Raw genomic sequence first — 22,424 nt, 5'->3', positions numbered from 1 at the left:
CATCCTCCTTGATGTCACGTGGCATTGGCGGCGCAGCACCGGGGTGCTCACTGCGCCAGGCTGGCGCGCAGCTCCCGCTTGAGCACCTTGCCGTAGCTGTTTTTTGGTAGCTCGTCGACGAATTCGTAGCGCTTGGGCCGTTTGAAGCGGGCGATGCGCCGCAGCAGATGCGCGTCCAATGCCGCGGGTTCGACCGCGCCGACGATGAACGCGACCACCACCTCGCCCCACTCGGCGTCGGGTGTGCCCACCACGCACGCCTCCGACACTCCGGGGTGCTCGAGCAGGACCTCCTCCACCTCCCGGGGGTAGATGTTGCTCCCGCCGCTGATGACAACATCTTTCGACCGATCACGCAGGGTGAGAAAACCGCGCGCGTCGAACGACCCCATGTCGCCGGTGTAGAGCCAGCCATCTTTGAGCGTGGCATCGGTCGCGCCGGGATTGTGCCAATATCCGGACATGACCGCGTCGCCGCGGCATACGATCTCGCCAATCTCACCGACCGGCGCCGGGTGGCCATCGGTGCGCAGCACCGCGACCTCCATCCCCGAGCGCGCATAACCGACCGAACCCAGAATCGCGTCGTCGTCCGACTCGTGATCGACGCCGCGCAACCCGGTGATGGTCATCGGGGACTCGCCCTGCCCGTAAATCTGGGCGAAGATCGGTCCGAAGGCCTTAATCGCCTTCCGCAGGCTTTCGACGTACATGGGCCCGCCGCCGTAGACGATCGTCTTGAGATTGGCCGGACGACTGCGGCCCGTATCGACGAGCCGTTGCACCATCGTCGGGGCCAGAAATGCGCTGGCGGCCGGGTGGTGCGCGCAGAGATCGAGGAACTCGTCGGGATCGAACGCACCCGAGGAGGGCACTACCTGACGGGCGCCGCGCAGCACGTACGGCAGGACGTATAGGCCGGAGCCGTGCGACATCGGTGCCGCGTGCACGAGGCTGCAGTCCTCGTCCGGAGCGTCGATGTCGGCAAGGTGCGCGACGGTCATCGCCGTCAGGTTGCGGTGCGACAGCATCGCGCCCTTGGATCGGCCGGTGGTCCCGCTGGTGTAGAACAGCCACGCCAGCGCCGCCGGATCGGTGGGCGGCGGCGTCGCTGGGGCGGTGCCGAATCGCCGCGAATAGTCCTCGGATTCAATGAATTCCGTCGCTGTCGCGGTAATCGATGCGAGTCCGGCGCCGATGGTCGAGGAGGCGAATACCTGCGAGGCGTCCGCATCCTCGAGGATCTGCGCCATCTCGCGCGGATGCAGCTTGTAGTTGATCGGGACGACGACGCACTCGGCGGCCCAGATCGCAAACATCAACTCGACGATCTCGGGGCGGTTGTGGGTCGCGATCGCGATACGAGCACCCGCCCCGTACTGTTGCCGGATCGACGCGGCCAGACGTAACACCCGGTCCCGCAACTCAACCCACGTGCACACCGAACGATTACCCTCATACACTGCGCCGCGATCGGGAAACCGGCTCGCGGCCTGCTCGAGCATCGCGAACAGATTCATCGCTCGATCCACTGCGATGTCAACGCGAACTCCGACAGATACTTCGTCGAACTCCATCCGCCGTCCACGACGATCGTCTGGCCGTTGATGAAACTTCCGCCCGGCGAGCACAGGAAGGCGACGGTGCTGGCGATGTCGTCGATGCGGCCCAGCCGCTGATGGGGGGTCATCTCGGTGTTGATCTTGCGGAATCGCTCGTCCTCCAAGCGCTTTTCGACCATCGGCGTCACCGTCACCCCGGGCGCGACGGCATTGCAGCGGATGCCGGATGCGCCGTACTGGCAGGCGATGTGCGTGGTCAGCGCGGTCAACCCGCCCTTGGCGGCAGAGTAGGCGCCGCCGCGCAGGCCGCCGACGACCGCGAAAGTCGATGTCACGTTGATGATCGCCGAACCAGGTGACATGTGCGGCAACACGTCGCGCGCCAGCCGAAACGGCGCCCGCAGCATCAAACCCAGGAAGTAGTCCAGGGTTTCGTCGTCGGTCTCGTGCAATGGTTTGGGGCTACCCACTCCGGCGTTGTTGATCAAGAAGTCGATGTGACCCCATCTCTCGACCGCGAGATCGACGATGCGTTGCGGCGCGTCATCGTCGGTCAAGTCGACAGCAAGCGTGGCGACCCGATCCGGATCGTTGATCGCCTTTTCCAGTTCGGCGAGCCGACCTGCGTCGCGGGCCGTGCCCACGACCGCCATCCCCAGCTCGGCGAGTTTTGTGGCGCAGCCCAAGCCGATCCCGCTGCTTGCTCCCGTGACGATTGCGACCTGCATCTCACCCATCCTTCGTCTGCGCGTGCGTTAAAGACGCCCGGATCTGATGCTTGAGAACCTTGCCCGCGTCGTTCTTCGGCAGGGCATCGGCGATCACGACCTGTTCCGGCGCCTTGAATTTGGCGACGCCCTTGCTCACCAGCAGCGCAAGCAGGCTCGCGACGTCCGGGTTGGCCGTGCCCGCGGGAACGATCACCGCACATGCCCGCTCTCCGGTGCGCGGGTCGGGCAGCCCGACGACCGCGATTTCGGCGATGCCGGGATGGTCGGCGAGCAGGTCCTCGACCTCCTTGGCCGAGATGTTCTCACCGCTGCGGATGATGATGTCCTTGGCCCGGCCGGTCACGACGAGGTACCGGTCATCGGAACCGGCTGAGACCCAGCGCCCAAGGTCCCCGGTGCGGAAAAAGCCTGCGGGATCGAAAGAATCGGCGCCGTCTTCGGGATGACGGTAGCCCAGCAGCATCTGCGGGCCGCGCACACAGATCTCCCCGTCGCCGGCCGGCGCGGCCTCGTGCGGCACGAGCTTGATCTCCGCGATCCCGGGCCTGCCGTCGGTGTCCGCCGCGCGATCGGCTTCGTCGGGCCCCGGAGCGCCGACCGTCGCGACCGGCACTTCCGTGCATCCGTACACCCGGGTGACCACCGCGTGGTCGAAATACTGCGCGGCGCGCCGGATCAGCGACGGCGATACGGATGCGCCGCCGCAGATGAACACTTTCAAGTCGGGCAGGTGGGTTTGGGTGCGCTCGGCGGCAGCCAACAGCTGCTGCAGGAAGGGTGTGGCCCCGGCCATGTGGGTACACCGCTGCGCGTCCATCAATGCGACCGCCTCTGATGGATCCCACCTATCCATCAGCACCGCGGTCGTGCCCAGCAATACCGGGCATTCGAACGCATAGATCGAGCCGCCGATATGGGCGACCGGTGACGGGACCAGGAACGTGTCGCCCGGTTCAACGGTCCAGTGGTCGCGAATCTGGCAGATCAGGGCATGTATCGAATTATGAGTGTGCAGGACGCCTTTCGGGCGGCTGGTGGTACCGGATGTGTACAGGATCATCCGCACGGAATCGGGGTCCAGGGCCGGAAGTGTCGCATCCCGCGGCGGTTCCAGCAGGGTCGGGTACGGCGTGTGCGGACCGGCGTCACCCCGCACCACCACCACGGCCGGCGCCGGGCTCATCGCGGCAGTCACGCGTTCAAGCATCCTCGCGTAGTCGTGTCCGCCATATTGGCCTGGGACGAAAATCATTGCGGTGTTGGCGTCTTCGAGGATGAAACGCAGGTCGTGGTCGCGCAGCGACGGCAGGATCGGGTTCACCACCATTCCGGCCAGTGTCGCGGCCAGATAAATGACGGCGGCCTCGTGCCAATTCGGCAGCATGAACGACACGACGCTGCCCGTCGGCACGCGCGCCAGCAGGGCGGCCGCCAGCGCGCTGGCCTGTGCGTACAGTGTGGCACAGCCCAGCCGAATATCCTTGTCCACCAGCACTATCCGCCGAGGCGACATTTCCGCGGCGGTGCGCAGGGAATCCGCGAGCGTGGTGTGCACCCACAGCTTGCGGCGGTATGCCTCGGAGGCAAGTGCGGTGTCCTGCGGGGCCCCGGCGACCACCTCAACCGGCCTGACCCGGTACGCGACGCATCGTCATCGCGTACCGAAACCTGGACGACAGGTGGGTATTGATCGTTACTTGGGCCACCTCGCCGTCGGAGGTTGTGTAGGTGCGCCGCATCTGCAGGGCAGCCGTCCCTGCTCCAACGCCCAGGCCGTCGGCCAGTTCCGGCGACAACTGCACGGCGGCGATCTCCTGGTGCAACTGCGCGACACTCACGCCGAACAGATCCTCGATCAACGGAAAAATGGGGCCGACATGACGTTGCAGCAGCCTGCCGACCGCGGCGAAACTTCGGCTGATGTAGTACTCCGTTCGGCACATCGGCACCGACGCGCCGTCGGCCTGCCGGTAGCCGCGTACCGAGAGCCACTGGGTGCCGACCTCGAGTCCGGTGCGAGCCGCGAGCTCGTCGTCGATCGTGACCATCGCATTGGATTCGATGGTCAGCTGTGCGCCGGCCGCGAACGCAAGGAGGTCATCGATCGACATCGCGTCCTGGGCATAGGAACTCGATGCCGGCCGGGGAACTACCCGGGTGCCCGCCCGCGGCCGAGACGCGACCAGGTTGTCCTCTCGCAGCCGGCGCAGCGCTTCGCGAACGGTGTAGCGGCTCACCGCGAAGCGCTCGCACAACTGGTGCTCGGTCGGCAGCTGTGAGCCCACCGGGTAAACGCCGTCGACGATCTCCTTACGCAGTGTGCGTGCGATCTGTAGGTAGCGGTGATCGCCGGCGATGGCCTGGGGCATCAGCCGCCGTCCCTCGTTTGGCGCAGTGCCAGCACGCTGCCATCGCCGTCGGCCGAGATGTAGAGCGTCCCGTCAGCCGCCGCGGTGATCCCGGCGAATGGGCCCTGCGGTCCGGAGAACGGTGGCATGCCGCGCAGCGGTTTGGGTGTCACACCGGGCGGGGGACCGACCGGCAGCCCGGACGCGATCGTGCGCCGCGCGCCGCCGGCCAGCTCGAACGCGATCAGCTCCTTGGCGCCGGCATCGACGACGTAGAGCACACCGCCCTGGACCAGAATCCCCTGTGGGCGTTGCAGATCGGCGACCACGGTGTCGATCCTCGACGCGTTCACCCGGACCACCCGTCCCGCTCCGGCCTCCGCGACCAGGCAGGTCCCGTCGGTATCGATCGCGATGCCGACCGGCTCGCGTAGGTCCGACGCCAGCACCTGGATAGTCCCCGACTGCAGCGACAGCACCCGCCCGGTGCCCAATTCCGCGAATACCACACCACCGGGGCTCAGGGCGACTCCGTAGAGCTGGTCGAAACCGTCTGCCAGCACCTCGGTTTCGCTGGCTTCGGGCCGGTAGCGGCTGACCTGACCGCCGGACGTCGTGACGACGAACTCGTCGGGTCCGATTGCCACAACGCCGCGCAGGAATCCGGGATAGCCGGGGCTGAAGAGCATTCCCGCAGTGTGTAAGGACCCGTCGGGCAGGGCGACGTAGAAGTACGTGCCGTCGGCGATGTAGAGCTGTCCGTCGTGGCCCACCGCCAGGTCCATCGGCCAGTTGAGTCCACCTGCCAACACGGATCGTGTTGTGCCGTTTGGTGATATCTCGGTGATCTCGCCGGTGAAGTTGGAGACGAACAGCTGGTCGCCGACGAAGGTGCAGTTGTCCAGCCCCGGGTTCAGCTGGGCGAGCAGACGCTGTTCGCCGCTGCGGGGATCGATGCGCAGCACCTGTCCGCTCGCCACCTGTGTCGAGACGAGGTAGCCCTGCGCATCAAACTTGACCGAGTCGGGCACACCGAGATCGCTTGCGACACACTGCGGCTCACCGCCGTCGGGGTCGATACGCCAGATTTCGTTGGCGCCCATCACCGGGAAGTACAGCAGGCCGTCCGGGCCGACCTCCATCGCATTCGGTGACGGCACGTTCTCTAGGAGCACCCGGGGCGGCCCGCCCGCCAGATCGAACTCGAGCAGCCGGCCACCCTCCCGGCATTCGCCGATGAACAACCGGTCCCGGTGGACAGTGATGCCGTTGGCCGATGGCACATCGTCACGCAACACCCGAGTTCGACCGCTGGTGTCGCGCACGCTGACCCGGCCATCCATCACCTCGGTCGCGTACAAGTTGCCGCTGGCGTCGAACGCGACGTCGTCGGGCGCCACGATGTCGCCGCCCTTGGGGCTGGCGGTCACCACTTCCCCGGTGCGGTGATCCAGCGCGCTGATCTGACTGCCGGTCACCTGGGCGATGTAGATGCGACCGTCCGGCCCGGTGCGCAAACCGTTGGCGCCGAACAGCCGACTGGGCGCGGTGACCCGTTCGAGTTCCCAGCCCTGCGCGACGTCGACTGGATGTGGCGCCGCGTACCGCGAGGGCTGCGTTGAGATGGCCATGACTCGCCGAGGTCCTTCCGTCAGCCGTTTGGGCTGGACGTTATCAACTCCTCCTAGTCCAGACAATAGCCGCGAAAACATCATGGGCTCGACCTTGACAGGTAAGTCAGCGGATCGGAATAGTATTCTCCAAAGGACAGAATGCCGTATTTTGTCCGGACAAAACAAGTGATAGATCCCGTTGCGGATGCCGGACGGCGGGCGCGGCGGGCGAAAGCAGGTCATGGACGATCACGCGGACCTTCTAGGGCTCGACGGTCGCATCGTGGTGGTTTCCGGTGCTGGCGGGGGCGGCATCGGCACGACCGTCACGGCCATGACCGCCCGGGCCGGAGCGACGGTGATCGCGGTCAGCCGGTCGAAGGAAAATCTGGAGGAGCACATCGCTCCGCTGGCGAGTCAGGGGCTGGCCGTAATCCCCGTCGCGGCCGACGCGTCGACCGACGAGGGCATCGCTGCGGTGATCGACCACGCGCGCCGCGCCGAGGGCAGCCTGTACGGGTTGGTCAATGTCGCCGGCGGCGCCCAGCCGGCGACGTGGATGCCGTCGACCCGGGTGACGCGCGGCGACTGGCGCAAGATCTTTGCCGACAATCTCGAAACGGCATTCTTCATGAGCCAGGCCGTCGCGAGTGAACTCGTCGCGCAGCAACAGCGGGGATCGATCGTGTCGATCTCATCAATCAGCGGCATGAACACCGCGCCGTTTCACATCGCCTACGGGACAGCCAAGGCCGCGATCACGGCAATGACCCGCACGATGGCCCTCGAGTTGGCGCTGGCGGGAATTCGGGTGAACGCGGTGGCGCCCGGCGTTACCGAGACGGCGGCCTCGCGCACCTATGTCGACGAGGACCCCGAGCGGGACCGGCAGGCAATCGCGATGGGCCGGCGCGGGCGCCCCGAGGAGCAGGCCGGCGCGATCCTGTTTCTGCTCTCCGAGATGTCGAGTTATATCACCGGCCAGACGCTGCTTGTCGACGGTGGGCTGGACCTCAAGTGGAGCCATCTCGACGCCGACAACACGTCGCTTTTCCTGCATGACGAATCCTTCCGTGCGGCGATTAGGAGGATGTGATGACCGACCTGGCCAAAGGCGTGAATTCCGAAGCGGCCGAGGAACTCTCGAAACCGATGACCATCGGCGTCGAGGCATATATCTCCGAGGACTATGCCCGCGCCGAGCGCGACAAGTTGTGGCGCAAGGTCTGGCAGCAGGTCGGTCGCGTCGAGGAGTTGCCGGAGGTGGGTAGTTACCTGACCTACGACATTCTCGACGACTCGATCATCGTGGTGCGCACCGGCTCCGATGAATCCGGCGGGTTTCAGGCGCACCACAACGTCTGCATGCACCGAGGCCGCCGGTTGATAGATACGCCCGAAGGCGCCAAGAACGCCGTTGGCCGCGCCCGCAAATCTTTCGTCTGCGGATTCCATGGCTGGACCTACGGTCTCGACGGCGCGTGCACTCATATTCGCGAACAACAGGACTGGCACGAAGCGCTCACGCCGGACAACACCCACCTGCACCCGGTCCGGGTCGATACCTGGGGCGGTTGGGTGTGGATCAACATGGACCCCGACTGCGAGCCGCTGGCCGATTACCTGTTTCCCGCCGCGAAGATTCTCGACCCGTTCGGCCTGGAGAACATGCGCTACAAATGGCGCAAGTGGCTGTCCTTCGATTGCAACTGGAAAGTTGCCCTGGAGGCCTTCAACGAGACCTACCACGTCTTCACCACGCATCCCGAGTTCAACAAGTTCGGCGAATTCAAGGGATGGGCGAAAACGCAAGGCAAGCACAGCCACATCGGCTACGACGCGCCAAAAGACATGGAGACCACCAAGTCCAAGATCCGCCTCGGCATTGGTGCGGATCCGCGCGTGTCGACCGCGGAGATGCAGGTGTACACGATGGAGGAAACCAACGCCACCACCACGCAAACGCTGGTGAACGCCGCCAAGCGGCTGGTTGACGAGTTGCCCGAGGGGACACCGGCGGACAAGGTTCTCGAGCACTGGCTGGCATCGGCGCGCCGCGACGACGAGGCCCGCGGCGTGCTCTGGCCGACGATCCCGGCCGACATCCTGGGGCAGGCCGGGACCGCGTGGCAGATCTTCCCAAACTTCCAGATCGGGCAGGGCCTGACCAGCGCGCTGTGCTACGGCGCACGGCCGCACCCCAGTTACAACCCCGACAAGTGCATCTTCGAGGTATCAGTGTTCGAGCTGTACCCGAAAGGGCAAGAGCCCCAGACGGAATGGGAGTACACCCCGGTCGGCGACCCGCGATGGCGCTCGGTATTGCCGCAGGATTTCTCCAACATGGCCGCCGTCCAGCAGGGCATGAAATCGGCCGGCTTCCCGGGCACCAAGCCCAACCCGTACCGCGAACGCAGCACCGTCAACCTCCACTACCAACTGTCGAAGTACATGGGTACCGGCGAACCGCAGGAGCTTTGAGATAGATGACAACGTCCGAGACCTGCGGGCCCACCGACGTGGCGCAGGACGTCGACATCGACGCGATGCGGGCCAAGTACGCCCAGGAGCGCGAGAAGCGCCTGCGCAAGGAGGGCGGCGCGCAGTACCTCGAACTCGACGGTGACCTGGCCGATCTCTACGAGGTGGACCCGTACACCCCGGTGGCCGACCGAGCCCCGATCGACGAGGACATCGAGGTGGCCGTCCTCGGCGGCGGGTTCGCCGGGTTGTTGTCGGGCGCCTACCTGAAAAAGGCCGGCGTGCAGGATGTTCGGGTCATCGACATGGCCGGGGACTTCGGCGGAGTGTGGTACTGGAACCGCTTCCCGGGCATCCAATGCGACAACGACGCCTACTGCTACATCCCGATGCTCGAGGAGCTCGACTTCCTGCCGAGCAAGAAGTTCGCCGACGGCGCCGAGATCTTCGCGCACTGCCAGGCCATGGGCAAACACTTCGACCTCTACGACGGCGCGATCTTCTCAACGCAGGTCGAGACCATGCGCTGGGACGAGAAGAGCAAGCGCTGGCGACTGGTCACCAACCGCGGCGACGACATCCGCGCACGGTTCGTGGTGATGGCGCAGGGCTCGTACAACAAGCCGAAGCTGCCCGGTATCCCCGGTATCAAGGAGTACCTGGACAGCGGCGGCCACGCGTTCCATTCCGCACGCTGGGACTACGACTACACCGGCGGCGATGCCAACGGCGGCCTGCATAGGCTGGCCGACAAGCGGGTCGCACTCGTCGGCACCGGGGCTACCGGCGTCCAGCTGGTGCCGCATCTCGGCCGGGATGCCAAGCAGCTCTTCGTGTTCCAACGCACCCCGTCGTCGGTGGACATGCGCGCCAACACGCCCACCGACCCGGCCTGGGCGGCGGCTCTGCAGCCCGGTTGGCAGGAGGAGCGCAAGCGCAACTTCCACAACTGGTCACCGTTTGTGGGGGTGGTCTTCGGCGAACCAGATCTGGTGTGCGACTTCTGGACCGAATTGGGCCGCAACATGACCGCCCGGATTGCCGCCAGCCCGGATCCCGCCTCGCTGGGGATCGAGGAGATCATGGCGATCCGGGAGGAAGAGGACTACAAGATCATGGATCGGCTGCGCCGCCGCGTGGCCGCCCTGGTCGACGACCCCGACACCGCCGAGGCGCTCAAGCCGTACTACCGCTTCATGTGCAAGCGGCCATGTTCGAGCGAGACGTACCTGCCGGCGTTCAACCTGCCTGCCGTGACGTTGGTGGACGTGTCGGAATCCAAGGGAGTGGAACGCCTGACGAAAAAGGGCATCGTCGCCAACGGCGTCGAGTACGAGGTCGATTGCGTTGTATTCGCCAGCGGATTCGAGATCTCCACGGAGATCAGTCGGCGCTTCGCGGTCGACGTCATCGAGGGCCGAGACGGGCTGTCGCTGTTCGACTACTGGCACGACAGGTACCAGACGCTGCACGGCATGACCACCCGCGGATTCCCCAACCAGTTCTTCACCGGCTTCATCCAGGGCGGCGTTTCGGCCAACACCACCGCGATGTTCGAGCAACAGGCCGAGCACATCGCCTACATCATCGCCGAGGCGCAGAAACGCGGCGCGACCACCGTCGAACCCAGTCAGGAGGGCCAGGACGGCTGGGTCAAAACGGTCGCCGAACTGGCGATCGACAACTCGGCCTTCGAGATGTCCTGTACCCCTGGCTATTACAACAATGAGGGTCAGGGTGGCGCCAAAGACAATGGTGCGTTCCTCGGTGATTTCTACTCGCCGGGCTTCTACGCCTTCGGTGACCTGATCGCCGAGTGGCGCGCCAGGGGTGACCTGGAAGGCCTTGAGCTTTCGTGAGCGAGTTGCGGTTCGACGGCCGGGTCGCCGTCGTCACAGGAGCCGGGCGGGGGCTGGGCCGTGCCTACGCGCAGCTGCTCGCGGGACGCGGCGCGAAGGTCGTCGTCAACGATCCCGGCGGCAGCCTCACCGGTGACGGCATTGATGCCACAACCGCCGAGGACGTGGTGGCCGAGATCGTCGCGGCCGGCGGCGAAGCCGTCGCGTGTACCGCGTCGGTTGCGACCCGCGAGGGCGGCCAGGCGATCGTCGCGACCGCGCTGGAGCATTTCGGCGGCATCGACATCCTGGTGCACAACGCGGGCAACGTCCGGCGTGGCTCGCTGAAGGAGATGAGCTACGAGGACTTCGACGCCGTGCTCGACGTGCATTTGCGCGGCGCGTTCAACGTGGTGCGGCCGGCGTTTCCGCGCATGTGCGCGGCGGGCTACGGCCGCATCGTGCTGACGTCATCGATTGGTGGCCTGTACGGAAACCACGACGTGGCCAACTATGCCGCCGCCAAGGCCGGCGTGATCGGGCTGTCCAACGTCGCCGCGGTCGAAGGCGCCGCCGAGGGCGTGCTGTGCAACGTGATCGTGCCGGCCGCGGTGACGCGCATGGCCGAAGGTATCGACACCTCGGCCTATCCGCCGATGGGCGCGGAACTCGTTGCGCCCGTGGTGGGTTGGCTTGCCCACGAGTCGTGCTCGGTGACGGGTGAAATGTTCATCGCGCTGGCGGGTAGGGTGGCCCGCGCAGTCGTCGCGGAGACCCCAGGCGTGTGCCGGCCGTCGTGGACGATCGAGGACGTCGGCAGCCATCTGGATGCGATCCGATACGTCGAAGCGCCACTTATCTTTCCGGTCGTCCCGGACGGGCATAACCAGCACATCCGTTACAGCTTCGAGCTGGCTCACCGCTCAAACGATCAAGGAGCGCTTCATGGCTAGCCCGACGGGCCCGATGACCGGTGTGCGCGTCGTCGATCTCACCGCAATGGTGATGGGACCGTACTGCACGCAGATTATGGCCGACATGGGCGCCGACGTGATCAAAGTCGAACCACCCCAAGGGGACAACACCCGGTATATCTCCGTGGGGCCGGCGCCCGGCATGAGTGGGGTATTCGTCAACGTGAACCGGGGCAAACGCAGCGTTGTGCTGGACCTGCGAACCGACGCCGGAACGCGTGCGTTACGCGCTCTCGTCGAGACCGCCGACGTATTCATCCACTCGATGCGCGCCAAAGCAATCGCCAAGCTCGGCTTCGGCTATGACGACGTCGCCGCGATCAATCCCGCGATCGTCTACACCAATTGTTATGGGTACGGGCGACGTGGACCCGACCACGACCGCCCCGCCTACGACGACACGATCCAGGCGGAATGCGGCCTGCCGGCGGTGCAGCAGCAATTGACCGGTGAGGCCGATTACGTCGGCACCATCATGGCCGACAAGATTGCCGGCCTGACGGCGCTGTACGCGACGATGATGGCGCTGTTTCACCGCGAACGCACCGGGGAGGCGCAAGAAGTCGAGGTCGCCATGTTCGAAACCATGGCCTCGTTCATGCTCGTCGAACACGCGAACGGAGCGATGTTCGACCCTCCGCTGGGGCCGGCGGTGTATCCGCGCACCGTGGCGCCCAACCGCCGCCCCTACCGCACCAGCGACGGCTACATCGCGGCGTTGATTTACAACGACAAACACTGGAACGCCTTCATGGAAGCCGTGCAGCCACCGTGGGCCAGCGAGCTGTATTCGACATTGGAACAACGTGCGCGCGAGATCGACACCATCTACGGGCTGGTCGCCGAGACGATGAAAGAGCGTTCCACCGCGGAGTGGTTGGCGCTGTTGCGCCGCCTCGAGATACCGGCCGCGCCATTGAACACGCCCGGTGCACTGTTCGACGATCCGCATCTGGCCGCCGTCGGCATGTTCGAGACAGTGGACACCCCGCACGGACCGGTGCGCTTCCCGGGCGTACCCACCTGGTTCTCGCAGACACCGGGCCGCGTTGCGGGTCCGGCGCCCGAGCTCGGCGCCCACACCGCAGAGGTACTCGCCACGCTGGACCTGAAGGTCCAATCATGAAACATTTTGCGCCCCAATACATTGCGACGTGTACGTCGCTTACAGATATCTATCGCTAAGGAGTTTTCAACCATGCCCGTGCCCGTCTACAAGCGCATTCTCGACCTGTTCGAGGCCGAGGGCGTGAACACGCTGTTCGGTATCCCGGACCCGAACTTCGTGCACATGTTCGCCGAGGCCGACGCCCGCGGGTGGTCGGTGGTCGCACCGCATCACGAACTGAGCGCGGGATTCATGGCCGAGGCGGCGTCGCGGATGACCGGTAAGCCCGGCCTCTGCATCGGAACGCTCGGCCCGGGTATGGCCAACATCGCCGGCGCGATCCAGTGCGCGCTCGTCGAGAACTCACCGGTGATCTTCCTCGGTGGGCAGCGGGCCCGCGTCACCGAGCGCCGGGTGCGGCGCGGCCGCATCCAATTCGTGCAGCAGGAGCCCCTTTTCGCCGCGTCGGTGAAGTACAGCAGCTCGATCGAGTACGCCGACCAGACCGACGAGATCATCCACGAAGCGATCCGCCGCGCGATGTCGGGCACTCCGGGCCCGTCGTATGTCGAGTTTCCCTCGCACGTCATCCTCGAGGAGCTCGACGTGCCGGATGCGCTGCCGCCCAGCCGGTATCGGCTCGTCAACCAGGGCGCGGGCGAGCGCGAGGTGGCCGAGGCGGTCAAGCTGATCCGGGACGCCAAGAGCCCGATCCTGCTGGTCGGTCACGGCGTGCACACGTCGCGCACGGGTGCGGCGGTCAAGGAGCTGGCCGAGCTGATGGCCTGCCCGGTGATCCAGACCTCCGGCGGCACCTCGTTCATCCCGGGACTGCAGGAGCGGACGTTCCCCTACCTGTTCTCCCCGGCCGCGAACGAGGCAGTCGAGGAATCCGACCTGTGCGTCGCGCTGGGCACCGAACTCGGTGAGCCGATGCATTACGGCCGGACCCAGCATTGGGCCGGCAACAATGCGAACCGCAAATGGGTGTACGTCGAGCAGGACCCGACCGCCATCGGCGTCAACCGCCCGGTCGACGTGGCGCTGGTCGGCGATCTGCGCGGTGTCGTGCCGCAACTGGTCGACGCGCTCAAGGATGCTCCGCGCAAACCCGCACCCGCGTTGCAGGTCCTGATCGAAAAGGATGCGAAAGAGCTTGCGGACGTGGCGGAATCGGCACCGTCGGGACGCTCGCCGATCCACCCGGCGCGCTACGTCGTCGAGGCCACCAAGGCCTTCAACGAACTCGAGGACGGCATCATGGTGCGCGACGGCGGCGCGACCGTGATCTTCCAGTGGACCTACTCGCAGTCCAAGCCGCGCGACGTGATCTGGAACCAGAACTTCGGTCACCTGGGCACGGGTCTGCCGTACGCCGTCGGCGCCTCGGTCGCCGAGGGCGGCAAACGCCCGGTCATGCTGCTGACCAGTGACTCGGCCTTCCTGTTCCACATCGCCGAGTTGGAAACCGCAGCGCGGCAGAACCTGCCGCTGGTGTGCGTGGTGGGCGTCGACCACCAGTGGGGCTTGGAAGTAGGCGTGTACAAGCGCACTTTCGAGCAACCGTCGCCGCAGCCCGGCGTGCACTGGAGCAAAGACGTCCGGATGGACAAGGTCGCCGAGGGCTTCGGTTGCCACGGTGAGTACGTCGAGAAGGAAGAGGAGATCGGCCCGGCTATCGCTCGCGCCTACGCCAGTGGCAAAGTCGGTGTCGTGCACGTGTGCATTGACCCGAAGGCCAACTCCGAGGAGATGCCGAAGTACGACCGCTTCCGGACCTGGTACGCCGAAGGCACACAGTAAGGCCCACACTCAGCAAGAAAGGGTTCGATCCGATGCGCGAATACCTGAAGTTCTACATAGACGGACAGTGGGTCGACCCGGTGCGGCCCAATGCTTTCGACGTGGAGAACCCGGCAACCGAGCAGGTGTCCGGGACGATCTCGCTGGGGTCGGCGGACGATGTCGACGCGGCGGTCAAAGCCGCACGGCGAGCCTTCACGGGCTGGTCGCAGAGCACCCGCGAACAGCGTCTGGACCTGTTGCAGGCCATCCTCGCCGAATACCAGAAGCGTGCCAGCGATCTCGCCGAGGCCGTCACCGAGGAGATGGGGGCACCACCCTCCTTGGCCGCCGGGCCGCAGGTCTTTCTCGGGATCGGACACCTGAACACGGCCATCGACGCCCTGAAGAACTTTGCGTTCGAGGAACACAAAGGGGCAACGCTGATCGCCAAGGAGCCGATCGGTGTCTGCGGTTTGATCACTCCGTGGAACTGGCCGATCAACCAGGTCGCGGTCAAGGTCTACCCGGCGTTGGCCACCGGCTGCACCGTTGTCCTGAAACCCTCTGAGGTGGCCCCGTATTCGCCCTACATCTTCGCCGAGATCCTGGCTGCCGCCGGCGTGCCGGCCGGGGTGTTCAACCTGGTCAACGGCGACGGCGCGGGCGTGGGCGTCGCATTGGCCAGCCACCCCGACATCGACATGGTGTCGTTCACCGGCTCCACCCGCGCCGGCATCGAGGTGGCCAAGCTTGCCGCCCCGACCGTGAAGCGAGTGACCCAAGAGCTCGGCGGCAAGAGCCCCAACATCGTGCTTGACGACGGTGGCTTTGCGGAGGGCGTCAGCGCAGGCGTGGCCAACATGATGCCGAACTCGGGGCAGAGCTGTAACGCGCCGACGCGCATGCTGGTGCCGAATTCCCGGATGGCGGAGGCCATTACCATCGCGCGCGCGGCTGCCGAGCAGGTCGCGGTGGGCGATCCCGCCAATAAGAGAGCGATCGGGCCGGTGGCGTCGAAGACACAATTCGACAAGGTCCAGCGACTGATCCAGAAGGGCGTCGACGAGGGCGCGACCGTGGTTACCGGAGGTCCGGGCAGGCCGGCGGGGCTGGACAAGGGCTACTACGTCAAGCCGACGGTCTTCGCGCATGTCACCAATGACATGACGATCGCGCGCGAGGAGATCTTCGGGCCGGTGCTGTGCATCCTCGGCTACGACGACCTCGACCACGCCGTCGAGATCGCCAACGACACCGAATACGGCCTGGCCGGGTTCGTCTCGGGAGCCGACCTCGACAAGGCACGCGAGGTGGCACGCAAGATTCGCGCCGGTTGGGTGACGATCAATCACGCATTCGACATGAACGCGCCATTCGGCGGCTACAAGCGCAGCGGCAACGGTCGCGAATGGAGCGAGTTCGGCTTCCACGAGTATCTGGAAGTCAAAAGCACCCTGGGCTACGCCCCTGACAAGGGCTAACAATTTAAGTCGAAATCCGTACGTACGACAGCGGAAAACCGGCGCGTGTCTCCACCGCATCCGACGGCGTCGCCTCTAAGCTTGCTGAGATCAAGAGGAGGGGCGACGACGTATCGGCAGCAACTACCGCGCCGGACAACAGAGTGGTCAGGGCGCTCTCAAAGCGAGCACTGAGCCGGACGGGACGTACCCCGCGCCGGCGTCTTCTGCTCGGCAGAATCGTTGGGTAGCCCCCGTACGTCGTGTCGGCCGGCTGGCGATTTGGGACAAACCCGAGCGGCGCACCGGCATTCCCGCACTCGACGGACTGCGCGCGATAGCGGTGGCCCTGGTGCTCGCCGACCACGGCGGCATCCCCGGCATGACCGGTGGGTTCCTCGGCGTCGACGTCTTCTTCGTGCTCAGCGGATTCCTGATCACCTCGCTGTTGCTCGACGAGCTCGGTCGAACCGGACGCATCGACCTGACCGGGTTCTGGATCCGCCGTGCCCGCCGGCTGCTACCCGCGCTGGTGTTGATGGTGCTCGCCGTCGGCGCGGCCCGCGAACTCCTTCCCGCCCAGGCCCTTACCGGGTTACGCGACGACGCGATCGCGGCGTTCCTATGGGTGGCGAACTGGCGTTTCGTCGCGCAGAAGACCGACTACTTCACCCAGGGCGCGCCGCCGTCGCCGCTGCAGCACGCCTGGTCGCTCGGCGTCGAGGAGCAGTACTACTTCGTCTGGCCGGTCTTGCTGATCGTGGTCACCCTGCTGCTGGCCGCACGGGCCAAGCGCTACTTCATGCGGGCCACCGTCGGCGGGGTGCGGTTCGCCATTTTCGTGATCGCCACGCTGGGGGCGCTGGCATCCGCGGCGGCCGCCATCGTCTTCGTCTCCGACACCACGCGTGACCGCATCTACTTCGGCACCGATACCCGCGCGCAGGCCTTGCTGGTCGGCTCCGCGGCAGCGGCTCTGCTGGTTCGGGATTGGCCGTCGCTGAACCGCGGTTGGTGCATGATCCGGAGTCGCTGGGGGCGCCGCGTCGCCCGCGTGCTGCCGATTGTCGGCGTGGCAGGGCTGGCGGCGGCGGCTCACTACGCGACCGGCAACGTCGGCGATTTTCGGCACGGGTTGCTGATCGGGGTAGCGATCGCGGCCGTCTTCATCGTCGCCCCGGTGGCACTGGAGCAGCGCGGGTTGATCGCCCGCATTTTGGCCGCGCCCCCACTGGTGTGGCTGGGCACCATCTCCTACGGCGTCTATCTATGGCACTGGCCAATCTTTCTGGCGCTCAACGGCGAACGCACCGGATGGGCGGGATTGCCGCTGTTCGCCGCCCGGTGCGGACTCACGCTGGCTGTGGCCGGCGCGTCGTATTGGCTGATCGAACAACCCGTCCGCCGCTGGCGGCCGGCCCGGGTGGCGTTGCTACCGCTGGCCGCCGCCACCGTGGCCAGCGCCGCCGCGATCACATTGCTGCTGATTCCGGTCGGACCCGGTTTACGCGAGCCCGGCCTGCCGCCGGACGTTTCCTCGGTCGCCGCGGTGTCCGCGGCGCAGCCGGGCGGTAGTCGCCCGGTCGGGCCGCGAAACCCTAACCGGCCGTTCACCGTTTCAGTTTTCGGTGATTCGATCGGGTGGACCTGGATGCACTTTCTGCCGCCGACGCCCGGATTCGCGTTCCTCGACCACACGGTCATCGGGTGCAGCCTGGTTCGCGGCACGCCGTACCGGTACATCGGCCAAACCCTGGATCAGCGAGCCGAATGCGACACCTGGCCGGGCAGATGGGCAACGCAGATCAGTCAGGACCAGCCGGATGTCGCGCTGCTGGTCATCGGCCGCTGGGAGACGGTGGACCGGGTCAACGAAGGGCAGTGGACCCACATCGGAGATCCGACGTTCGACGCGTATCTCAACGCCGAGCTGGAGCGAGCACTGAACATCGTGAGCGCCAGCGGAGTTCGAGTGATGGTCGCCACCGTGCCGTACAGCCGGGGCGGCGAAAAGCCGGATGGCCGTTTATATCCGGAAGACCAGCCGGACCGGGTCAACCAATGGAATGCCATGCTGCGCAAGACAGTTGCCCAGCACCCAAATGTTCAGCTCCTGGATCTGAACAAAAAGCTTTGCCCCGACGGGGTTTATACCGCGAAGGTCGATGGCATCAAGGTACGCAGCGATGGCGTCCACCTCACCCCGGAAGGGGTCAAATGGCTGACGCCCTGGCTCGAAGAGTCGCTGCGGTAGGCGCCTAGTCGTCGGTGCGGCAGCTGACTTCCATGCTGTCGCTTTCCCGGACCAGGAAATTGAAGCTGGTGTAGCCGTTGGCGGTATCGCGCACGCGATCGAGATAGGGCGCCATGTCGGGCGCGCTGGCGTTGTCGGCGACCACCAAAGCGCCTGTGGCAAGCCGGGGTTCGAGCAGCTTGATGACGGGAAGGTAGAGGTCCTTCCAGCCGTCCAGCAAGACGAACTCGACCGGCCCGTCCTCGCTCTCCAGCGTGGTCAGCGCATCGCCTTCGAGAATCGTGATCACGTCGTCCAAACCGGTCTCGGCGAACGTCTTCTTCGCGGCGGCGATCTTGCTCGCGCTGAGCTCCGTGGTCACCACGCGCCCGACGCCGTTGTCGCGTACCGCCGCCGCAAGATGAATGGCCGAGATACCGAACGACATTCCGAACTCGACAACCGTCGTCGGGCGGGTCGCCCGCACCAGCGCGTACAGCAGCCGACCGGCCTCCGGCGTCACCGGGATGTAGAACTCGCTCATCGCCTCGGTGCGCTCCGCGGTGGTCATCGGCTTGTCGAACTGCCCATGCCGCTCACGCAGCAGCGACATCTGGTTCTTCGTCTCGGTGTACATCCGGTCGAGCACGGTCTCGACTCGAGGATCTTGCAAGGTTGTGGCCATGCCCTTGAGGGTAGGCCTCGGCGGTATTCACAAGGACGATGACCGGCGATCGGCAAATGTGACGCGGGCCACGCCGGCGTAAAGACATTGCAAAGGAGTTTGACGAGCAGCGGGTGGCAGTGCCAGCATGGACAGGCAAGCACCTCGGTAGGTGAGGCGTCTGCACGGACACAGGCCACTGACCCCGAACGTCGAGAGACGCCCCGGGTCAGGACAGCTCTTCCCGGACACAAGGGTTGAGCCCAAGTGGCTTCTGGACATGGTCCAGATACGCCGTGCAGTGCCGAAGCTCCGACGAGAGGGGTGCGGCCGGCGGGCTGATGCCCGGGCATTCGTACCCCTCTCGCGTGTGATGTGACGACACCCTCGTGTGTCATGGCCGTGAGGAGGTGAGGGCGAGATGAGTCCCGGCGATAGTTCCTATCCGAAATCCATCTTGATCCGATCCGGTTCCGGCATTTCCTTCTGCTGACGCAGCTCAATTTGTGCTGTCCCGCAACCGTATTCACGGTCAGCGGGTACCGGCGAATGCCCGGGTGCATTTGGCGCGCTGATGAACCGGTCGGACTTCCGACAGGGGGAAGATCATGACTTTTATTGCTGTGCAGCGCATTCGCGGTCTTGGAAAGTTGCGCGGACGGTCGATGCTGCGTGCTGGTCGGCTGCTGACAAACAGGCTGTGCGCCATGCACATCCCGACGCCCGAAGAGCGGGCGAACCTGTATGTGTCGCTGACGCCGATCGCCGTGCTCTCGCCCGCGCCGGGCGGAGAGTCACCGGACAGGGTGGGCAACCACCGGTGATTCGTTCCGCCAGCGGTCCCCAGCGGCGGGCGGGGGGTTGACGGCCCGCCGCTGGGGCGCGTTGAACATCCGACCTTGTTAGCCCGAACTCTTCTAAAGAGAGCGAGAATCCCATGACGTTGATTTCCACCCGGTCGCGTGACTGGCCCGTGCTGGATTCCGCGCACACCGGCGACATCGTCGGAGCGTTCGGCCGGATCGGCCGAGACGACGACGGCGCGTTGCGCGGTTGGTGGCGGCGGCTGCGCACCCTGATGGTCATCACCGGTCCCGGATTGATCGTCATGGTGGGCGACAACGACGCCGGCGGCGTCGCGACGTACGCGCAAGCCGGTCAGAACTACGGGATGAAGCTGTTGTGGACGCTGGCTTTGCTGATTCCGGTGCTGTATGTGAACCAGGAGATGGTGCTGCGCTTGGGTGCGGTCACCCGAGTCGGTCACGCGCGCCTGATTTTCGAGCGCTTCGGGAAGTTCTGGGGCGCCTTCAGCGTCGGCGATCTGCTCGTCCTGAACGCCCTGACGATCGTCACCGAATTCATCGGCGTCGCATTGGCGTTGGGATTCCTGGGCTGCCCGAAGGTAGTTGCGATCCCCGCGGCGGCCGTACTGCTGTTCGCTGTGGTGGCCGGGGGCTCGTTTCGGCGCTGGGAAGGGCTGATGTTCCTGCTGATCGCGGTGAACGTCGTGATGATCCCGATGGTGCTGATGGTGCATCCGAGTCCGAAAGCGATTGTCGGCGGCCTGGTTCCACAGTTCCCGGGCGGGCTGAACGCAGAAGTCCTGCTGTTGATCATCGCGATCGTGGGGACCACAGTCGCGCCATGGCAGTTGTTCTTCCAACAGTCCAACGTGGTGGACAAGCGCATCACCGCGCGCTGGATTCCTTACGCGCGAGCCGATTTGATCATCGGCATCGTCGTGGTCATCGTCGGGGCGACGGTGCTGATGGCAGTCACTGCGTTCGGCCTCACCGGAACCGCCGGCAGCTTCACCGATGCCGGTGCGGTGGCCAACGGCCTGCCCCACCCGGTGGGGGTGCTGTTCGCGATCATCCTGCTGGACGGTTCGCTGATCGGGGCCAACGCAATTGGGCTGGCCACCACCTATGCCATCGGTGACGCGATGGGCAAGCGGCACTCCCTGCACTGGAAAATCAGCGAGGCGCCATGGTTCTACGGCGGCTACGCGCTGCTGCTCGCGGCGTCGGCTGCGGTGGCGTTCAGCCCCGATCACATCCTCGGTCTGGTCACCCAGGGCGTGCAGGCGCTGGCCGGCATCCTGTTGCCCTCGGCGACCGTGTTCCTGGTTTTGCTCTGCAATGACCGGGCGGTCCTGGGGCCGTGGGTAAACACGTTGCGGCAGAACATCGTTGCGTGGGCCATCGTGTGGTCACTGGTGCTGCTGTCGCTGGCTTTGACGGCGACCACGTTCTTCCCCGACGTGTCGACCGCCAGCCTCGAGGTCGGGCTCGCGGCGGGTGCGGCGCTCGGCGTAATCTGCGGTGCCGTGGCGATCATCGGCGACCAGGGGTTCAGCGACACTCGCGTGGCTAAACTCGGCTCGCCAGTCGGACATGCCGAATGTCGTGCGCTGCGCCGTCAGGAGCAGAAGGACTGGCAGACTCCAAACCTGAGTTCTCTTACCCGCCCAGCTCTTTCGCCGATCCGCCGGACAGGGCTGTTGATCCTGCGCGGCTATTTGGTGCTGGCCGTCGTCTTTGTGGTCATCAAGATCGTCGAGGTCGGCGTCGGCTGACGGTTAGCGCGAACCGTTGGGCAGCAGAACGATCTTGCCGTGCGTGTGCCGGCGTTCGAGTTCTTCGAAGGCGTCGGCAACCCGATCCAGTGGAAAGGTCGCTGCGATGTCGAAATCGATGGCACCGCTGACGATGAGGTCGGCGATCTCGGTCAGCACTTCGGGGGTGGACGCTTCGACGCTGCCCTCGGTCTTGGCGCCGACCTCGCCGGCCTTCTGGAAGGCGATGATCGTGTCGATGCGCTGCGGTGCCACGCCGAGGTCCACGGCGAGCTGGACGTAGTCCGGGCCGAACAGGTCGATGAACGCATCGATTCCGTTGGGCGCCGCCTCGCGCAGGCGCTCGGCCAACCCCTCGCCGTAGCTGACCGGGGTGACGCCGTGTGCCCGCAGCCATTCGGCGTTGCCCTCGCCGGCGATGCCGAGCACCCGCGCCTTGCGCAGGACCAACAGCTGGACGACGAGACTGCCGACACCGCCCGCTGCCGCCGAGACGGCGATGGTCTCGCCCGGCTGAGGTGCGACCGAGCGGACGGCCGCGTAAGCGGTCGCGCCGACGACATAGAGCGAACCGGCTGCTTCCCAACTCAATTGGGGAGGCTTGTGAATCAACTGGTCTACCGGGACGGCGGTGTGGGTAGCATGACTCGATCGCCGGAAGCTGAACCCCAGCACCTCGTCGCCGACCGCGAACTCGGTAACCCCGGGGCCGGTGGCCGTCACGACACCGGCGAGGTCGCTGCCTTCCCCGGAGGGAAATGTGGCGGGGAACATGTCGTGCATCGCCCCCGACCGGATCGCGGCCTCACCGGGGTTGATTCCCGCGGCACGAACCTCGACCACAACCTCACCCTCGCCGGGTGCCGGCATGTCGATACCGCCCACGTACAAGACGTCACGGCCCCCGTACCGGTCGAACCGTACCGCGCGTGCCACTGCAGCCGTCATCTCGATCTCCTCAATGCGTGAATCGAAACCATGTGCCCCGGCCATTGGCCAGGATAGGCGCGAACCGGCGCCTGTCGATCGTCGCGTGCGCGTATGTT

At 65.7% G+C, this 22,424-nt stretch carries 17 protein-coding genes and 1 riboswitch; of the genes, 10 read left to right on the top strand and 7 right to left on the bottom strand.

From position 1 onward, the window contains the following. Positions 1-47: 47 nt before the first annotated feature. From LMQ14_RS26925 to LMQ14_RS26905, 5 genes are all read right to left on the bottom strand, one after another. A complete protein-coding gene (locus LMQ14_RS26925; protein ID WP_267732638.1) occupies positions 48-1,520 on the bottom strand; it encodes an acyl-CoA synthetase in 1,473 nt (490 codons plus the stop codon). Next, on the bottom strand, positions 1,517-2,299 hold the full coding sequence (locus tag LMQ14_RS26920) for an SDR family NAD(P)-dependent oxidoreductase (protein WP_267732637.1): 783 nt from the start codon (positions 2,297-2,299) through the stop codon (positions 1,517-1,519). Before LMQ14_RS26920 ends, LMQ14_RS26925 begins: the two co-directional genes overlap by 4 nt. Continuing rightward, positions 2,292-3,848, bottom strand: coding sequence for an AMP-binding protein (locus LMQ14_RS26915; RefSeq protein WP_420714725.1), 1,557 nt, complete (start codon positions 3,846-3,848; stop codon positions 2,292-2,294). Before LMQ14_RS26915 ends, LMQ14_RS26920 begins: the two co-directional genes overlap by 8 nt. A 64-nt stretch (positions 3,849-3,912) precedes the next feature. After that, complete coding sequence (locus LMQ14_RS26910) at positions 3,913-4,662, bottom strand: GntR family transcriptional regulator (protein WP_267732635.1); 750 nt, start codon at positions 4,660-4,662, stop codon at positions 3,913-3,915. Next, entirely contained in the window at positions 4,662-6,272 is a 1,611-nt protein-coding gene (locus LMQ14_RS26905) for an SMP-30/gluconolactonase/LRE family protein (RefSeq protein WP_267732634.1), read from the bottom strand. The genes LMQ14_RS26910 and LMQ14_RS26905 overlap by 1 nt, the downstream gene beginning before the upstream one ends. A gap of 223 nt (positions 6,273-6,495) precedes the next feature. On the opposite strand from LMQ14_RS26905, the gene LMQ14_RS26900 reads away from it, so the two are divergent. The 8 genes from LMQ14_RS26900 (at position 6,496) to LMQ14_RS26865 (ending at position 18,154) form a co-directional block, all read left to right on the top strand. Next, the gene (locus LMQ14_RS26900) at positions 6,496-7,350 is read left to right on the top strand and encodes an SDR family NAD(P)-dependent oxidoreductase (protein ID WP_267732633.1); all 855 of its coding nucleotides are present in this window, start codon (positions 6,496-6,498) and stop codon (positions 7,348-7,350) included. Beyond that, positions 7,350-8,735, top strand: coding sequence for an aromatic ring-hydroxylating oxygenase subunit alpha (locus tag LMQ14_RS26895; RefSeq protein ID WP_267732632.1), 1,386 nt, complete (start codon positions 7,350-7,352; stop codon positions 8,733-8,735). Before LMQ14_RS26900 ends, LMQ14_RS26895 begins: the two co-directional genes overlap by 1 nt. A gap of 5 nt (positions 8,736-8,740) precedes the next feature. Further along, positions 8,741-10,594, top strand: coding sequence for a flavin-containing monooxygenase (locus LMQ14_RS26890; protein WP_267732631.1), 1,854 nt, complete (start codon positions 8,741-8,743; stop codon positions 10,592-10,594). Further along, positions 10,591-11,526, top strand: coding sequence for an SDR family NAD(P)-dependent oxidoreductase (locus LMQ14_RS26885; RefSeq protein WP_267732630.1), 936 nt, complete (start codon positions 10,591-10,593; stop codon positions 11,524-11,526). The genes LMQ14_RS26890 and LMQ14_RS26885 overlap by 4 nt, the downstream gene beginning before the upstream one ends. 13 nt (positions 11,527-11,539) lie before the next feature. Then, the gene (locus LMQ14_RS26880) at positions 11,540-12,673 is read left to right on the top strand and encodes a CaiB/BaiF CoA transferase family protein (RefSeq protein ID WP_267735698.1); all 1,134 of its coding nucleotides are present in this window, start codon (positions 11,540-11,542) and stop codon (positions 12,671-12,673) included. Positions 12,674-12,745: 72 nt separating this feature from the next. Beyond that, entirely contained in the window at positions 12,746-14,458 is a 1,713-nt protein-coding gene (locus LMQ14_RS26875; protein ID WP_267732629.1) for a thiamine pyrophosphate-binding protein, read from the top strand. A 32-nt stretch (positions 14,459-14,490) separates the two neighbouring features. Beyond that, the gene (locus LMQ14_RS26870) at positions 14,491-15,921 is read left to right on the top strand and encodes an aldehyde dehydrogenase family protein (protein WP_267732628.1); all 1,431 of its coding nucleotides are present in this window, start codon (positions 14,491-14,493) and stop codon (positions 15,919-15,921) included. Positions 15,922-16,174: 253 nt separating this feature from the next. Further along, positions 16,175-18,154 carry an acyltransferase family protein gene (locus LMQ14_RS26865; RefSeq protein ID WP_267735697.1) on the top strand — a complete coding sequence of 660 codons (1,980 nt, stop codon included), beginning with the start codon at positions 16,175-16,177 and terminating at the stop codon, positions 18,152-18,154. 4 nt (positions 18,155-18,158) lie between these two features. Here the strand turns inward: LMQ14_RS26865 and LMQ14_RS26860 are convergent, their stop codons facing one another. Next, positions 18,159-18,818, bottom strand: a complete 660-nt coding sequence (locus LMQ14_RS26860; protein WP_267732627.1) for a class I SAM-dependent methyltransferase — start codon at positions 18,816-18,818, stop codon at positions 18,159-18,161. Between the two features lie 136 nt (positions 18,819-18,954). Beyond that, a riboswitch (M-box (ykoK) riboswitch) is annotated at positions 18,955-19,128 on the top strand. Positions 19,129-19,405: 277 nt separating this feature from the next. On the opposite strand from LMQ14_RS26860, the gene LMQ14_RS26855 reads away from it, so the two are divergent. Both LMQ14_RS26855 and LMQ14_RS26850 read left to right on the top strand, forming a co-directional pair. Continuing rightward, positions 19,406-19,621, top strand: a complete 216-nt coding sequence (locus LMQ14_RS26855) for a hypothetical protein (RefSeq protein WP_267732626.1) — start codon at positions 19,406-19,408, stop codon at positions 19,619-19,621. Positions 19,622-19,734: 113 nt separating this feature from the next. Beyond that, the gene (locus tag LMQ14_RS26850; protein WP_267732625.1) at positions 19,735-21,378 is read left to right on the top strand and encodes an NRAMP family divalent metal transporter; all 1,644 of its coding nucleotides are present in this window, start codon (positions 19,735-19,737) and stop codon (positions 21,376-21,378) included. Between the two features lie 3 nt (positions 21,379-21,381). Here the strand turns inward: LMQ14_RS26850 and LMQ14_RS26845 are convergent, their stop codons facing one another. After that, the gene (locus LMQ14_RS26845; RefSeq protein ID WP_267732624.1) at positions 21,382-22,326 is read right to left on the bottom strand and encodes an NADP-dependent oxidoreductase; all 945 of its coding nucleotides are present in this window, start codon (positions 22,324-22,326) and stop codon (positions 21,382-21,384) included. Between the last annotated feature and the right edge of the window lie 98 nt (positions 22,327-22,424).

The organism is Mycobacterium sp. Aquia_213 (genome assembly GCF_026625985.1).
GTDB lineage: Bacteria > Actinomycetota > Actinomycetes > Mycobacteriales > Mycobacteriaceae > Mycobacterium.
Note: the sequence above shows the minus strand (reverse complement) of the source record. Positions and strands in the feature narration are given on the sequence as shown.

What these genes read in the sequence shown, in the direction of transcription:
- LMQ14_RS26925 (WP_267732638.1), bottom strand. Translation starts at nt 1,520, where the DNA reads ATGAATCTGTTCGCGATGCTCGAGCAGGCCGCGAGCCGGTTTCCCGAT.
- LMQ14_RS26920 (WP_267732637.1), bottom strand. Translation starts at nt 2,299, where the DNA reads ATGGGTGAGATGCAGGTCGCAATCGTCACGGGAGCAAGCAGCGGGATC.
- LMQ14_RS26910 (WP_267732635.1), bottom strand. Translation starts at nt 4,662, where the DNA reads ATGCCCCAGGCCATCGCCGGCGATCACCGCTACCTACAGATCGCACGC.
- LMQ14_RS26905 (WP_267732634.1), bottom strand. Translation starts at nt 6,272, where the DNA reads ATGGCCATCTCAACGCAGCCCTCGCGGTACGCGGCGCCACATCCAGTC.
- LMQ14_RS26900 (WP_267732633.1), top strand. Translation starts at nt 6,496, where the DNA reads ATGGACGATCACGCGGACCTTCTAGGGCTCGACGGTCGCATCGTGGTG.
- LMQ14_RS26895 (WP_267732632.1), top strand. Translation starts at nt 7,350, where the DNA reads ATGACCGACCTGGCCAAAGGCGTGAATTCCGAAGCGGCCGAGGAACTC.
- LMQ14_RS26890 (WP_267732631.1), top strand. Translation starts at nt 8,741, where the DNA reads ATGACAACGTCCGAGACCTGCGGGCCCACCGACGTGGCGCAGGACGTC.
- LMQ14_RS26880 (WP_267735698.1), top strand. Translation starts at nt 11,540, where the DNA reads ATGACCGGTGTGCGCGTCGTCGATCTCACCGCAATGGTGATGGGACCG.
- LMQ14_RS26875 (WP_267732629.1), top strand. Translation starts at nt 12,746, where the DNA reads ATGCCCGTGCCCGTCTACAAGCGCATTCTCGACCTGTTCGAGGCCGAG.
- LMQ14_RS26870 (WP_267732628.1), top strand. Translation starts at nt 14,491, where the DNA reads ATGCGCGAATACCTGAAGTTCTACATAGACGGACAGTGGGTCGACCCG.
- LMQ14_RS26860 (WP_267732627.1), bottom strand. Translation starts at nt 18,818, where the DNA reads ATGGCCACAACCTTGCAAGATCCTCGAGTCGAGACCGTGCTCGACCGG.
- LMQ14_RS26855 (WP_267732626.1), top strand. Translation starts at nt 19,406, where the DNA reads ATGACTTTTATTGCTGTGCAGCGCATTCGCGGTCTTGGAAAGTTGCGC.
- LMQ14_RS26850 (WP_267732625.1), top strand. Translation starts at nt 19,735, where the DNA reads ATGACGTTGATTTCCACCCGGTCGCGTGACTGGCCCGTGCTGGATTCC.
- LMQ14_RS26845 (WP_267732624.1), bottom strand. Translation starts at nt 22,326, where the DNA reads ATGACGGCTGCAGTGGCACGCGCGGTACGGTTCGACCGGTACGGGGGC.